Here is a 14,121-nt window from a genome sequence, read left to right as displayed (position 1 = left end):
GGCCATGCGCCGCGCCATGCAGGCCGGCGACGGCGAGCTCAAGCTCAGCGGCCTCGGCGTCCAGCGCGACTTCGTCGACGTACGCGACGTCGCCCGCGCCGTCCACGCGGCCTCGCTCTCCGCCGCCCAGGGCGTCGTCAACATCGGCACCGGGCGCGCCGTCAGGCTCCGCGACGCCGCCGCCGTCCTCGCCAGGGTCGCGGGCTACGCCGGGACCCTGAACGAACTCGACGGCCCGCCCCAGCGGCCCGTCATCGGCGCCCCGCGCACCGAGAGCATCGCCGAGCAGCTCGCCGCAGCGCCCTATCCGTACCCCGACGGCTGCGGCGGCTGGCAGCAGGCCGATGTACGCACCGCCCGCGACCGGCTCGGCTGGCGGCCCCGGATCAACCTCGAGGAATCCCTCGCCGACATCTGGATGGAGGCGGCGTGTCGCATCTGACCACGCCCACGACGCCCGTGGGCGCCGTCGAGGAGCAGCAGATGGGCGTGGGCGTCCCCGGCTACGCCCACCCGTTGCTCGCACCCGTCGAATGGGCCGAACTGACCCGTCCCGGCACCCCTCTGCACTGGGCCGTGCTCAACGTCGCCGAGGGGCCGGGGGACCGGCCCGACCCGCACTGCCTGGAGGCGGCGGGCCGGCTCACGAACGCGGGCGTGAAGGTCCTCGGCCATCTGGACCTCCGTCACGGCTCGCGCGACTTCGGGGAGATCGTCTCGGAGGCCCACCGCTTCCTCGACTGGTACAAGGTCGACGGGTTCTGTCTGGACCGTTCCCCCACCGACCGGGCGGACCTGCCCGAGGTGAGACGCGTCACGGCGACCCTGGAGGCGGTGCTGGACGGCGAGGCGCACCTCGTCCTGAGCCACGGCACCCATCCGTACCCGGGCTATGCCGAGGCCGCCGACCAGCTGGTCACCTTCTCCGGGGCGTGGACCGAATACCGCTGGTCGCAGGTGGCCGAGTGGACGGCCGAATACCCGCCGGAGAAGTTCGTCCATCTCGTCCACGGGGTGCCGCGCAGTCATCTCGACGAGGCGATGCGGATCGCCCGCTGGCAGGGCGCGGGCACGATCTTCTTCACCGACCACACGGGTCATCCCGGTCGCACCGACCGGTTCGGACAGATCGGTGCTTTCCAGACACTGCCCGGCTACTGGGACGAAATCGTCTCGCGCATTGGACCGGGTGTCTCGGAATGAGGAGGGCCGTGGCAGTGTTACGGGGAGAACAACCGTACTGACATACCGACCAACGGAGTCCCCGTGTCGCTGCCACCCCTGGTCGAGCCGGCTGCCGAGCTCACCGTAGACGAGGTCCGCAGGTACTCCCGCCACCTGATCATCCCGGATGTCGGGATGGACGGGCAGAAGCGGCTGAAGAACGCCAAGGTGCTCTGTGTGGGCGCCGGTGGCCTCGGTTCGCCGGCCCTCATGTACCTGGCCGCGGCCGGTGTCGGAACGCTCGGCATCGTGGAGTTCGACGAGGTCGACGAGTCGAACCTGCAGCGCCAGATCATCCACAGCCAGGCGGACATCGGCCGCTCCAAGGCGGAGTCGGCCAAGGACTCCGTCCTCGGCATCAACCCGTACGTGAACGTGATCCTGCACGAAGAGCGGCTCGAGGCCGACAACGTGATGGACATCTTCAGCCAGTACGACCTGATCGTCGACGGCACGGACAACTTCGCCACCCGCTACCTCGTCAACGACGCGTGCGTGCTCCTGAACAAGCCGTACGTCTGGGGCTCGATCTACCGCTTCGACGGCCAGGCCTCCGTCTTCTGGTCCGAGTACGGCCCCTGCTACCGCTGCCTCTACCCGGAGCCCCCGCCGCCGGGCATGGTCCCCTCCTGCGCCGAGGGCGGCGTCCTGGGCGTGCTCTGCGCGTCCATCGGCTCCATCCAGGTCACCGAGGCGATCAAGGTCCTGGCCGGCGTGGGCGACCCGCTGGTCGGCCGGCTGATGATCTACGACGCCCTGGAGATGCAGTACCGCCAGGTGAAGGTCCGCAAGGACCCGAACTGCGCGGTCTGCGGCGACAACCCGACCGTCACCGAACTCATCGACTACGAGGCCTTCTGCGGCGTCGTGTCCGAGGAGGCCCAGGAGGCGGCGCTCGGCTCGACGATCACTCCCAAGCAGCTCAAGGAGTGGATCGACGAGGGCGAGAACATCGACATCATCGATGTCCGTGAGGTCAACGAGTACGAGATCGTCTCGATCCCGGGTGCGCGGCTGATCCCGAAGAACGAGTTCCTGATGGGCACCGCCCTCCAGGACCTGCCGCAGGACAGGCGGATCGTCCTGCACTGCAAGACGGGTGTCCGCAGTGCGGAGGTCCTCGCCGTGCTCAAGTCCGCGGGATTCGCGGACGCGGTGCACGTCGGCGGCGGCGTGATCGGCTGGGTGCACCAGATCGAGCCCGAGAAGCCGGTCTACTAGGACGCGAGACCGTGTGAGGAAGGGCCCGGACCCATGTGAGGTCCGGGCCCTTCCGTCTGCCCGGCCGGGAACCGCCGGCGCGGCTAGGAACAGCGCTTGCCGTACGCCGGGACCTCGCCGTCGAGCAGATAGGCGTCGACCGTCTTCGTCACGCACGAGGACGTGCCGTAGGCGCCGTGCCCCTCGCCCTCGTTGCTGACCAGGATGCCGACGCCGGAGCCCAGCTCCTTCGCCATCCGCTCGGCGCCCTCGTACGGCGTCGCCGGGTCACCGGTCGTGCCGACGACCAGGATCGGACCCGCGCCGGCGGCGCTCACGTCCTGGTCGGCCCGCTCGCCCTTCACCGGCCACCGCGCGCACCAGCCGGCCGTGTCCCAGGCCAGGAAGGCGCCGAAGACGGGTGAGAGCCCGCGGAACTCGGGGAGCAGCGCCTTCGCCTGCGCGCCCGTGGGGCGTTCGCTGGAGTCGGCGCAGGAGATCGCCCGCTGGGAGTGGGACTGGGTGCCGTAATGGCCCTTCTCGTCCCGGTCGTTGTACCAGTCGGCGAGGCGCAGCAGCTCCGAGCCGTCGCCGCGCTCGGCCTTCTCCAGGGCGGAGGTGAGCAGGGGCCAGTTGCTCTGCGCGTAGAGCGTGATCGCGATGCCCGTGACGGCCAGGCCCTCGGTCAGCGTGCGGTCGCCGACGCGCAGCGGCTCCCGGTCCAGCCTCTCCAGGAGCCGGACGGTCCGGGCGGTGCCCTCGGCGGGACTCTCGCCGGTGCTCTTGAAGTAGTTGTCCAGAGCCCGCTGGAAGCCGATGGTCTGGTTCCTGGCGTGTCCCGTGCCGTCGGCCGTCGGGTCGACCACCGCGTCGAGGACGGTCCTGCCGACGCGCGAGGGGAAGAGGTGGGCGTAGGCGGCGCCGAGCTGGGTGCCGTAGGAGATGCCGAAGTAGTTCAGCTTGTCGTCGCCGAGGACGTGCCGGATCAGGTCCAGGTCGCGGGCGGTGTTGCTCGTGGTGGTGTGCGGGATGACCGTGCCGGAGCGGCGGGCGCAGCCCGCGCCGAAGGAGGCGCCGTCCTCGATGAACGCGGCCTCCTCGGCCGCCGTGTCCGGTGTGACGTCCGTACTCTCGGCGGCGGCGAGTTCCCGGTCGTCCCGGCACACCACGCCGGCGCTCCGCGCGACGCCGCGCGGGTCGAAGCCGACGAGGTCGTAACGGCGGTTCAGGTCGCCGTACTCCCGGGCCGCGCGGGGGAGGATGTCGACGCCCGAGGCGCCCGGTCCGCCGAAGTTGAAGAGCAGCGAGCCGATCCGCCCGCTCCTGTCGCGGGCCTCCTTGCGGATCAGCGCGATCCCGATCGTCTCGCCGTCGGGCCGGGCGTGGTCCAGCGGGACCCGGACATCGGCACAGCGCCAGTCGGCGCCGGGCTTCTCGCCGCCCTCGGGGGCCGCGCAGGGCTTCCACGAGGGGCGTTGCCCGGTGAGCGAGGCGGGGAGCGTGACGGAGGGCCGTGCGGAGGGCGAGGCGGCACCCTGCGACGGCTTGGCGTCGGTGGCCGTCGGGTCGGTGGGGGCGCCGGGGCCCGCGCAGCCGGCGGCCAGCACTCCGGTGACGGCCAGCGCCGCCACCCGTATCCGTATGGACATGTCGCGCAACCCCCGTGATCCGTACCGGAAAGCCGCCATCCTAGGCTGCCCGCGGGGGGCTACCTGCAGACGGTCCCGGAGGCCGGCACCTTCCCGTCCAGGAAGTAGGCGTTGACGGTGTTCTGCACGCACGCGTTGCCGCCGTTGTACGCGCCGTGGCCCTCGCCCTCGTACGTCAGCTCCACGCCTACGCCCTTGCCGAGCGCGTTCACCATCGCGCGCGTGCCCTCGTACGGCGTCGCCGGGTCGCCCGTCGTGCCGAGCACCAGGATCGGGGCGGAGCCGGGCGCGGAGACGTCGGGGTGCTCCCAGGTGCCCGGGACCGGCCACTGGGAGCAGCTCGACAGTCCCCAGCCCATGTAGGAGCCGAAGACGGCCGAGGTCTCGCGGAACTCGGGGAGCCGTTCCTTGGCCTGGCCGAGGGTGTAGCGCTCCTTGAAGTCGACGCAGTTGACGGCCGCGTTGGCCGCCTGGATGTTGCTGTAACTGCCGTTCTGGTCACGTCCGTTCATGGAGTCGGAGAGGGCGAGGAGCAGTGCGCCGTCGCCGCCGTCGGCCGCGTCGAGACCCTGCTCCAGGTACTGCCAGAACTCCTTGGAGTACAGCGCCTGCGCGATGCCGTTGGTGGCCTGCGTCTGGGTGAGGTCGCGGTCCCCGATCCCGGGGATGGGCTTCTTGTCGAGTTCGGCGAGGAGGGCGAGGATGTACGCCTCGATCTCGTCGGCCGTCGAGCCGGGCAGCGTGCACTCGTCGCCGCGCTCCACGCAGTCCTTCGCGAAGTTGTCCAAGGCGAGCTGGAAGCCCCTGGCCTGGCCGAGGGCGCCCTCCTCGGTCCCGGATTCCGGGTCGACGACGGCGTCGAACAGGGCGCGGCCGACGTTCTCCGGGAACATGTGCGCGTACACGCCGCCGAGTTGCGTGCCGTACGAGATGCCGAAGTAGTGGAGTTTGTCGTCGCCCAGGACCTGGCGCATCAGGTCCATGTCCCGGGCGGCGTTCTCGGTGCCGACGTGGGGCAGCATCTCGCCGGACTCCTTCTCGCAGCCCTCGGCGTACCTCTTCTGCGCCTCGGAGAGGGTGCGCTCCTCGGCGGCGTCGTCCGGCGTGAAGTCCATGGCGTAGTAGGCGTCCAGCTCGCTGTCGGTCAGGCACTGGACGGGCTCGCTGCGGCCGACGCCCCGGGGGTCGAAGGAGACCAGGTCGTAGCGGGAGCGGAGCTTCTCGTAGTCCGGGGCGAAGGACGGCAGGCCGGTGACGCCGGAGCCGCCTGGGCCGCCGAAGTTGTAGATCATGGAGCCGATCCGGTCGGCCCGGTCGCGGGCAGGGGCGCGGATCAGGGCCAGCTCGATGGTCTCGCCGTCCGGCTCGGAGTAGTCGAGCGGGGCGTCCATGAACGAGCACTCCCAGGGGGTGCCACCGGGCAGCGGCGAGGGTGCGGGGCCGCCACCCTCGGCGGGGGACGGGGGCGGGCAGGGCGCCCATTCCAGCGTCTGCGTGGTGAGCTCGGTGAGATCCGTGGGCGCGCCGGAGGTGGTGCCGCCGTTGTCGTCGCTGTCCGAACATCCTGTGGCCCCGGCGGCGAACAACACGGTGGTCGCGAGGAGCAGAGCGGCGCGCTGCGCGGCGGAGTTCGGCATGAACCCATGGTGAGCCGTACGAACCACCCCCGCGCGGGGGAGCACCCACACGGGTGTCGCACGGGATCTCGGCGTCGTGGCGGCCGAGGGGCCGCCCCGCCCCGCCCCACCGCCGTCCGGGCCAGGGGGTGTCCCCTGACCCGGACCGCCAGGGGCGTCCCCTAGAGAGCCCCCCGCTTCGTCAGCCAGTTGAAGCACAGCCACCCCGGCAGCACCGGCAGCCAGAGCGTCAGGAGCCGGTACAGCAGTACCGCGGGGGTCGCGACCTCCAGCGGGAGGCCGACCGCGACCAGACCGAACGTCAGCGCACCCTCGACCGCGCCCACACCGCCCGGCGTGGGAGCCGCCGAACCGAGCGCGTTGCCGGCCAGGAAGACGACCGCCACGCTCGCGTAGCTCAGCCCCTGGCTGTCGTGCCCGAAGGCCCGGATGGACGCGTCGAGGCAGAGCACGAACACACCGGTCAGCAGCAGCATCCCGCCGATGCCCGTCAGCAGCTTCAACGGCCGCTGGAGCACGTCCAGCATGCGCGGCACGACACCCGCGAACAGCGACCGCAGCCGCGTCGAGACGAACTTCCGCATGAACGGGATCGCCGTCACCACGAGCACCAGCACCGCCACCGTCAACAGTCCCGCGATGACCGTCCGCGACGGGGTGAACGACTGCGACTTCTCCGTACCCGTCAGATAGCCGAAGGCGAGCAGCAGCAGGATGTGCGCCCCGAGCCCGAAGAGCTGCGACGCGCCGACGCTCGCCACCGCGAGCCCCGGTCGCACACCCGAGCGCTGGAGGAACCGCGTGTTCAGCGCCACACCACCGACCGCCGCCGGAGCGACGATCTTCACGAACGACCCGGCCACCTGCGCGATCACCGTGCGCCAGAACCCGACCCGCTCCGGTACGAAGCCGAGCAGGCTCATCGCGGCGGCGATGTAGCTCAGCGCCGAGAACAGCACCGCGGCCGCCACCCACCGCCAGTCGGCGGAGCTGATCGTCGACAGCGGTGTCCGGGCGATCTGCGAGAGCAGGAAGTACGCGGCGACGGCGCCGGCGATGAGACTGATGAGGGTCCGCGGCTTGATCCGCTCCAGCCGGACCGGTTCGACCGGCGCCTGCGGACGGATCAGCAGCACCTGCCGGCGGATCTGCGCCAGCAGATCCTCCTCACGGGCGTCGTCGAGCGCCTCGTCGATAGCCCGCTTCTCGGCCTGCTTCTCCGCCTTCTCCAGCTTCCGGTCGGACTTGCGCTCCGCCTTGAGCTCGGTGGCGGTCGCGGCCTCCGGCGCGGCCGCCGCGGCCTCCGCCCGGGCCCGCTTCGCTTCCTCCGAGGCCGCGAGGACGGCCTCGCGCTCCCGCTTCGACCGCTCCCTCGCCAGACGTCTGAGCGTCGCGCGCGTGGAGCGGCTCAACGCGATCGGCTGGAGGAGGGGGAGGCAGTCGGCGATGGCGTCCGGGCCGAGGATCTCCACGGCTCCGGCGACCGCTCGCTCGGCGCCGACCCGCAGACCGAGGGTGGTGAGCAGCTGGGCGATGTCCATCCGCAGGACCAGGTCGCCGGCGGCGATCTCACCGCCCCGCAGATCGGTCAGGATCACCTTGCCGGAACGATCCACCAGAATCGCGTCCCCGGCCAGCCGCCGGTGCGCGATCCGGCGCGACTGCAGCGCGCGCACCTGGCGCCAGGCGCTGCGCACCAGCTCGTCGGTGATCTCCTCGTCGTCCAGGGAGTCCAGGGTCCGGCCGCCCAGGTGCTCGTAGACGAGCATCACGGCGTCCGGACCGAGTTCGGAGGTGGCGATCAGCTTGGGCGCGTTGGCTCCGGCGGCGATCGCCGCGTACGCGAGCAGTGCCTCCTGCTCCAGCGCCTGGCGCAGCGAGACGATCGAGCGGCGGGTGGTGATCGCCCGCAGGGTCAGTCGTCGCCACGCCCGGTAGAAGAAGCCGTGCGCCTGCTGCTCACGGTCCACGACCGTGACGTCGAGCGGCTGCCCCTCCTCCAGCGTGACGATGTACCGGCGGCCCCGGTCCCCGCTGTCGGCGGAGTCGGGCACGCCCGCGCCCTCGGCGCGCAGCGCCGTGACCGGCCGGAACCCGACCCGGCGCAAGCCGGCGAGGAGGGTCTGACCGGTGGGGCGGACGTTCGGCGAGCCGACCGCGTACAGCGTCCCGTACGCGACGGTCCAGCCGATCAGCACGGTCAGGATGATCGAGAACGCGGTGGTGTACCCGGCGACCAGCATCGTGAACGCGTCGAGCAGCAGCACCGCCCAGAGGCTCACCCGCCAGCGCGGCCGGCGGGCCATGCCGACGGCCGTCATGTACGCGATGACGGGCGCGAGGTAGTTGTGCACCGGGTCGGTGAGCCCGCCCCCGGTCGCGGGCTGGGTCAGCGCGTCCTGGATGGTGCCGGGCGCGGCCTTGGCGACCCAGAGGTCGGTGGCGAGGGTGACTCCGTGGGCGAGGACGGCGGCGAGGACGCCGTCGGCGATCCGCAGCCCGTCCCGCTTGATCAGCCGCTCGATGGCGAAGGCGACCGGCACGAGGAGCACGGCGATGCTGGAGACCAGTCCGGCGATCTTGACGAAGACGTCGGGGGCGCCGCCGGCGCCCTTGTTGATGTCCTCCTCAAGACCGGAGGTCGTGCCGTGGGCGAAGGCGGCGATGGCGATGACCAGCGCGATCACGACGACACCGATGAGCAGCCGCATCAGGTCGGAGGGGCGGTGCACCCGGGCGGCGAGCAGGGGCTCGTCCTGGGAGACGTGCTCGCTGGGCTCGCCCTCGGCGACGGTGTTGGGGAGGAGCTCGGGCGACGGGCCGTGCGCGTGACCGCGGCCGTGCCCGTGTCCCCGGCGGCCGCCGGGGACGGTCTCGGGGGCGCTCTCGGGGGCGCTCTCAGGGGTGGGCGTGCCGTGGGCGGGCATGCCGCGGCGCGCCTCCTCCTCAGGAGGCTGAGCGTCGGGCCCCATCACCATGTCCGTCTCTGCCTGTGTCGTACGTACCGCACGTTCGGCGTCTTGTACGAATTCTTGTTCTTCTTGTTCGTCTTGTCGCTCTTGATCTCGTATCACCAGTCACCGCCCGGACGATGGTGGCATGAAGCGGCGCTCTCCGGAGGCAACGGGGCACTGTCGGTGGGGTGAGGCAGGATGGGGCGGATGAGCGTGGAGGAGATTCCGGAGTACGCGGAGCGGGTCCTCGAGGTCGCGGAGCTGATCCCGTCCGGCCGCGTGATGACCTACGGCGACGTGGCCGAATGGCTGGGCGAGGGCGGGCCGCGCCAGGTCGGCCGGGTGATGGGCCTCTACGGTTCCGCGGTGCCGTGGTGGCGTGTGGTGCGCGCGGACGGCACGCTGCTGCCGGGCCACGAGCTGCGTGCCCTCGGCCACTACCGGGACGAGGGCACCCCCCTGCGCGAGGCCGGGCGCTCCGCCGAGGGGCATGTGCCCAAGCTCGACATGCGGCGGGCGCGCTGGGACGGCACAGGCGGTGCGCACGACATGGGCGGTGCGGACGAGGCGGGCGGTGCGGACGAGGCGCCGCGTGCGGGAACTCACACGTGACAGCTCCACCCCTGACCGGACGGGCCGGGCGGCCCGATGACGGTACGGAGGCCCGTACGGAGTACGGCACGGGTCCCCTCCGTATCCCGTAACGTCGTCGTTCGCCCCGTACACCTCTCCGCCTCTCCCACACACTTCGCTCAGGACCGGTCGATCCACGTGAGTTCCTCCTCCACCACCCGGCGTACGCCGTACCAGGGGCGGACCACGGGCGCGTACCGGCTGGTGCGTACCGCCCCGGAGCGGGTGGATCCCCCTGTGCTTGACGCAGCGCAGCGGGAAGTGGTTGACCACGCGGGCGGACCGCTTCTGGTCCTGGCCGGGCCGGGCACCGGAAAGACGACGACGCTGGTGGAGGCGGTCGCCGCCCGGATCGAGAAGGGTACGGACCCGGAGCGGATCCTCGTCCTCACCTTCAGCCGCAAGGCGGCGGTGGAGCTGCGCGACCGGATGGCGACGCGCATCGGAGGGGGCGAGCACGCAGGGCTCTCCGGCAAGGGGGGCGGTGCGCGACGGGTGGGCGGGCTACGGCCGCCGCAGGCGACCACCTTCCACTCGTACTGCTACGCCCTGATCCGCGCGCACCAGGACGCCGAGCTCTTCGCCGAACCGCTGCGGCTGCTGTCGGGCCCCGAGCAGGACCTCTTCGTACGCGAGCTGCTCGCGGGCCAGCTCGACCTGGAGAAGTCCGGCCTCGCGGGGATCCGCTGGCCCGACGAACTGCGCGCCTGCCTGACCACGCGCGGCTTCGCCGACGAGGTACGGGCGGTCCTCGCGCGCTCCCGGGAGCTGGGGCTGGGACCGCGGGCGCTGGCGGAGTTCGCCCAGCGGGTGGGGCGGCCGGACTGGAAGGCGGCGGCCGGCTTCCTGGCGGAGTACCTGGACGTCCTGGACCTCCAGGGGGTGCTCGACTACACGGAGCTGGTGCACCGGGCGGTGCTGCTGTCGGAACGGACGACGCTGCCCGACTACGACGCGGTCTTCGTCGACGAGTACCAGGACACGGACCCGGCGCAGGTGCGGCTGCTGAGGGCGCTGGCGGGCGGCGGAAGGACGGTGGTCGCCTTCGGCGACCCCGACCAGTCGATCTACGCGTTCCGGGGCGCCGACGTGAACGGCATCCTGGACTTCCCCGACGCGTTCGCGGGCGTGGACGGCCGGCCGGCTCAGGTCCGGGTTCTGACGCGGTCCCGGCGCTCGGGCGAGAAGCTGCTCGGCGCGACGCGCGAGCTGACGCGGCGGATGCCGCTGACACGGCTGCCCGCGGACAAGGTGCGCGCGCACCGCGAGCTGGGGGCGGTGCGCGGCGGCGGCCGGGTGGAGGTCTTCACGTACCCCACGGCCTCCACGGAGTCGGACAACATCGCCGACCTCCTGCGCCGCGCGCATCTGGAGGACGGCGTCCCCTGGCACGACATGGCGGTCCTCGTCCGGGCGACGGCCTCCGTCCCCGCCCTGCGGCGAGCCCTCACCTCGGCGGGCGTCCCCCTGGAGACCGACACCGCAGACACCCCCCTCCGCCACGAACCGGCGGTCGCCCCCCTCCTCCTCGCCCTCCGCGCGGCGGCCACACCCGAACGGGACGGACAGAACCCGCGCCCGGAGCCCGCCGTCCCCGCCCCGGCCGCGCCCGACACCGACCAGCCCGGCACCAACTCCGTCACCGCCGGCCAGCCCGGTACGGACCCCGGCGGCGCCGACCGGCGCGGCCCGGACGCGCTCGGTCCGGACGAGTCCGGCGCCGACCGGCTGCCCGGTACGGACGCGCCCGGCACCAACCCCGTCGATGCCGACCTGCCCGGGGCGAACCTCGGCGGCGCCGACCAGCCCGGTACCAGCCCCGTCGGCACCGACCAGTCCGGGGCGAACCCCGTCGGCGGCGACCGGGGGGACGCGGGGTGGCTCGGGGTCGAGGTTGCGCTGGCGCTTCTCGCTTCGCCGCTCGCCGGGACGGATCCTGCCGATCTGCGGCGGCTCGGGCGTGCCCTGCGGGACGAGGAGCGGGCCGGTGGCAACAAGATGCCGCCGCCCTCCGACGTCCTGCTCGCCCGCGCGCTCGCCGAGCCCGAGCGGCTCGTCGCGCACGACCAGTCGTACGCCCGGGGCGCCAGGCGGCTCGGGGAGCTGCTCCAGCAGGCCCGTCGCCGTCTTGCCGCCGGCGGGACCGCCGAAGAGGCGCTCTGGCTGCTCTGGAACGGCACCCCGTGGTCCGGCCGCCTGGAGCGCGCCGCGCTCCGGGGCGGCGCGGCCGGCCGCAACGCCGATCGCGACCTCGACGCCGTCTGCGCGCTCTTCGAGACCGCCGCACGCGCCGAGGACCGCGTCGGCGGGCGCGGCGCCCTGAACTTCCTCGAGGAGCTCGACGCCCAGGACATCGCCGCCGACACCCTCTCCAGGCGGCAGTCCCGCCCCGACGCCGTCCGCCTGATGACCGCCCACCGCTCCAAGGGCCTCGAATGGGGCCTCGTCGTCGTCGCCGGTGTCCAGGAGGGCCTCTGGCCCGACCTGCGGCGGCGCGGTTCGCTCCTGGAGGCGGACCGTATCGGCCGTGACGGCCTCGCCGAGCCCCTCACTCCCGGCGCCCTCCTCGCCGAGGAGCGCCGCCTCTTCTACGTCGCCGCCACCCGCGCCCGCGACCGGCTCGTCGTCACCGCCGTCAAGGCCCCCGCCGACGACGGCGACCAGCCCTCCCGCTTCCTCACCGAACTCGGCGCCGAACCCAAGGACGTCGCGGGCCGCCCCCGCCGCCCCCTCGCGGTGGCCGCGCTCGTCGCCGAACTGCGCGCCACCACCGTGGACCCGGCCGCCTCCGAGGCGCTCCGCGCCGCCGCCGCACAGCGCCTCGCACAGCTCGCCGCGCTCACCGACGACGAGGGCCAGCCGCTGGTCCCGGCCGCCCACCCGGACCGCTGGTGGGGCCTGTTCGAGCCCACCCGCAGCCGGGTTCCGCTGCGCGATCGGGACCACCCCGTCGCCCTCTCCGGCTCGGCGCTCGACCAGCTCGCCAACACCTGTGCCCTCCAGTGGTTCCTCGGCCGTGAGGTCAAGGCCGCGGCCCCGGCGACGGCCGCCCAGGGCTTCGGCAACGTCGTCCACGTCCTCGCCGACGAGGTCGCCTCCGGCCGTACCCCCGCCGACCTCGACGTCCTCATGGCGCGGCTCGACTCGGTCTGGGACGCGCTCGCCTTCGACGCGCCCTGGAAGTCCGGGCAGGAGAAGGAGCACGCGCGCGTGGCGCTCGAACGTTTCCTGCGCTGGCACGTGACGGACCGCGGCGGCCGCACACCCGCCGCCACCGAGCACGAATTCGACGTGACCCTCGAAGCCGGTGCGTACGAGGTCCGGATCCGGGGCTCCATGGACCGCGTGGAGACCGACGAGCACGGCCGCGCGTACGTCGTCGACTTCAAGACCGGTAAGTCCGCGCCCACCAGGGACGAGGTCGCGCACCACCCGCAGCTCGCCGTCTACCAGCTCGCGGTACGCGAAGGAGCCCTCGACGAGGTCTTCGACGGCCACCGCCCCGAGCCCGGCGGCGCCGAACTCGTCCAGCTCCGCCAGCCCGCCCCCAAGAAGGAGGGCGGGGACACGCTCCCGAAGGTCCAGGCGCAGGAGCCCCTCGCGGGGGAGTGGGTCGGCGACCTCCTGGCCACCGCGGCCGGCCGTGTCCTCGACGAGCGCTTCACCCCCACCACCGGCCAGCACTGCACGCACTGCACGTTCCGGTCCGCGTGCAGCGCCCAGCCCGAGGGCCGCCACATCGTGGAGTAGCGCTCCCGGCGAGCGGAAGCGGGGAGGGGGACGGGAGCGAGAGCGGGAGTCCGCACCGGCGAAGTCGCGGGCCCACGCGGCGGGGCTCACCCTGGTGGGTGAACGGGGAATCCGCGAGGAGGCTCGCATGGCGCCGTCCACCCACCACAGGGCCCGTACCGCGGCGGCCGCCGTCTGCACGGCGGCGGCGGTCGCGACGGCGGGGTTCGCCGGCCCCGCCGCCTGGGCGCAGGCGGCCCCGCCGCCGGTCGTGGCGCCCTCCCTCGCCCCCACCCCCGACCCCTTCGAGAACCTCACGCCCGACGCGATCGCCGACCGGGCAGTCCAGGCCACCCAGTCCGCGACCTCCCTGCGCATGGCCGGGCGGGTCGTGTCCGAGGGGCAGCCCCTGGACCTCGACATCGCCCTCGACGACGAGAGCAACTGCACGGGGCTGATGAAGGTGGACGGCGGCACCGGCGAACTGCGCCAGGCCGACCGGATCACGTATCTGAAGGGCGACGCGACGTTCTGGCGGGTCTCCATGACCTCCCAGGGCGTACCCCCGCCCCAGATCGACGCGACGATCCAGCTCGTCCAGGGACGCTGGCTGAAACTCACACCCGGGCAGCCCGGCGGCAGCGATCTGAGCGGGGTCTGCGACCTGGACGCCGTGCTGGGCGACCTCGGCGGCGAAAGGGACGACCGCAAGGGCATGACCCGGGGGCCGGACGCCGAGGTCGAGAACGCCCCCGTCGCCACTCTCGTGAAGAAGGAGCCGGGCGGCGAGACGACGACGGTCTCCGTCGCGCAGGAGGGCAAGCCCTACATCCTCAAGATCGTCAAGGCGGGCGGAGAGGAGCCGAGCACGCTCGTCCTCTCCGACTACGACAAGCCCGTCAAGGTCGTCGTACCGCCGGCGGACGAGACGGTGGACATCGCGAAGCTGGACCAGGGCACGCGTACCTGAGCGTGCGGCCCCGCCGCCCGCGGCGGTCGGCGCTGATGCTCCTATTGCTGTCAAGCGGCTTGGAGCCACTTGCGGTAGGCGTGAGTGAGGTCGTCGTCCCTGCTGAGTCCTCTTTCGAGCCTGGA

The 14,121-nt window shown here is 72.7% G+C and carries 9 protein-coding genes; 6 read left to right on the top strand and 3 right to left on the bottom strand.

The annotated features are described in order from the left end of the window. The 3 genes from ACFUJR_RS36450 to moeZ form a co-directional block, all read left to right on the top strand. A partial coding sequence (locus tag ACFUJR_RS36450; RefSeq protein WP_383451163.1) for an NAD-dependent epimerase/dehydratase family protein occupies window positions 1-442 on the top strand: 442 nt, incomplete at its 5' end. Continuing rightward, entirely contained in the window at window positions 430-1,203 is a 774-nt protein-coding gene (locus ACFUJR_RS36445) for a spherulation-specific family 4 protein (protein WP_383176373.1), read from the top strand. The genes ACFUJR_RS36450 and ACFUJR_RS36445, both read left to right, overlap by 13 nt. A gap of 63 nt (window positions 1,204-1,266) precedes the next feature. Continuing rightward, window positions 1,267-2,445: an adenylyltransferase/sulfurtransferase MoeZ gene (moeZ, locus tag ACFUJR_RS36440; protein ID WP_383176376.1), complete on the top strand. Its 1,179-nt coding sequence runs from the start codon at window positions 1,267-1,269 to the stop codon at window positions 2,443-2,445. Window positions 2,446-2,528: 83 nt separating this feature from the next. Here the strand turns inward: moeZ and ACFUJR_RS36435 are convergent, their stop codons facing one another. The 3 genes from ACFUJR_RS36435 to ACFUJR_RS36425 all read right to left on the bottom strand — a co-directional run bounded on the left by ACFUJR_RS36435 (window position 2,529) and on the right by ACFUJR_RS36425 (window position 8,682). Further along, window positions 2,529-4,073 (bottom strand): alpha/beta hydrolase, encoded by a 1,545-nt coding sequence (locus ACFUJR_RS36435; protein ID WP_383176379.1) that lies wholly within the window; start codon window positions 4,071-4,073, stop codon window positions 2,529-2,531. 59 nt (window positions 4,074-4,132) lie between these two features. Then, window positions 4,133-5,710, bottom strand: a complete 1,578-nt coding sequence (locus tag ACFUJR_RS36430; RefSeq protein ID WP_383176382.1) for an alpha/beta hydrolase — start codon at window positions 5,708-5,710, stop codon at window positions 4,133-4,135. Window positions 5,711-5,871: 161 nt separating this feature from the next. Then, window positions 5,872-8,682 carry a lysylphosphatidylglycerol synthase domain-containing protein gene (locus ACFUJR_RS36425; protein ID WP_383176385.1) on the bottom strand — a complete coding sequence of 937 codons (2,811 nt, stop codon included), beginning with the start codon at window positions 8,680-8,682 and terminating at the stop codon, window positions 5,872-5,874. Window positions 8,683-8,862: 180 nt separating this feature from the next. Between ACFUJR_RS36425 and ACFUJR_RS36420 the strand changes: the two genes are divergently transcribed. The 3 genes from ACFUJR_RS36420 (at window position 8,863) to ACFUJR_RS36410 (ending at window position 13,996) form a co-directional block, all read left to right on the top strand. Next, window positions 8,863-9,276, top strand: coding sequence for an MGMT family protein (locus tag ACFUJR_RS36420; RefSeq protein ID WP_383176388.1), 414 nt, complete (start codon window positions 8,863-8,865; stop codon window positions 9,274-9,276). 159 nt (window positions 9,277-9,435) lie between these two features. Further along, window positions 9,436-13,047 (top strand): ATP-dependent helicase, encoded by a 3,612-nt coding sequence (locus ACFUJR_RS36415; RefSeq protein WP_383176391.1) that lies wholly within the window; start codon window positions 9,436-9,438, stop codon window positions 13,045-13,047. A 127-nt stretch (window positions 13,048-13,174) separates the two neighbouring features. Further along, window positions 13,175-13,996, top strand: a complete 822-nt coding sequence (locus tag ACFUJR_RS36410) for a hypothetical protein (protein ID WP_383176394.1) — start codon at window positions 13,175-13,177, stop codon at window positions 13,994-13,996. Window positions 13,997-14,121 lie beyond the last annotated feature (125 nt).

The sequence above is a fragment of the Streptomyces sp. NPDC057271 genome (assembly GCF_042668715.1).
Taxonomy (GTDB): Bacteria; Actinomycetota; Actinomycetes; order Streptomycetales; family Streptomycetaceae; genus Streptomyces.
The sequence above is the reverse complement of the archived record's forward strand: the minus strand, read 5'-3'. Positions and strand labels throughout refer to the sequence as shown.

Bases quoted from the DNA above. Each gene is read 5' to 3' on its own strand.
- ACFUJR_RS36435 (WP_383176379.1), bottom strand. From the start codon at position 4,073: ATGTCCATACGGATACGGGTGGCGGCGCTGGCCGTCACCGGAGTGCTG.
- ACFUJR_RS36430 (WP_383176382.1), bottom strand. From the start codon at position 5,710: ATGCCGAACTCCGCCGCGCAGCGCGCCGCTCTGCTCCTCGCGACCACC.
- ACFUJR_RS36425 (WP_383176385.1), bottom strand. From the start codon at position 8,682: ATGGGGCCCGACGCTCAGCCTCCTGAGGAGGAGGCGCGCCGCGGCATG.
- ACFUJR_RS36420 (WP_383176388.1), top strand. From the start codon at position 8,863: ATGGGGCGGATGAGCGTGGAGGAGATTCCGGAGTACGCGGAGCGGGTC.
- ACFUJR_RS36410 (WP_383176394.1), top strand. From the start codon at position 13,175: ATGGCGCCGTCCACCCACCACAGGGCCCGTACCGCGGCGGCCGCCGTC.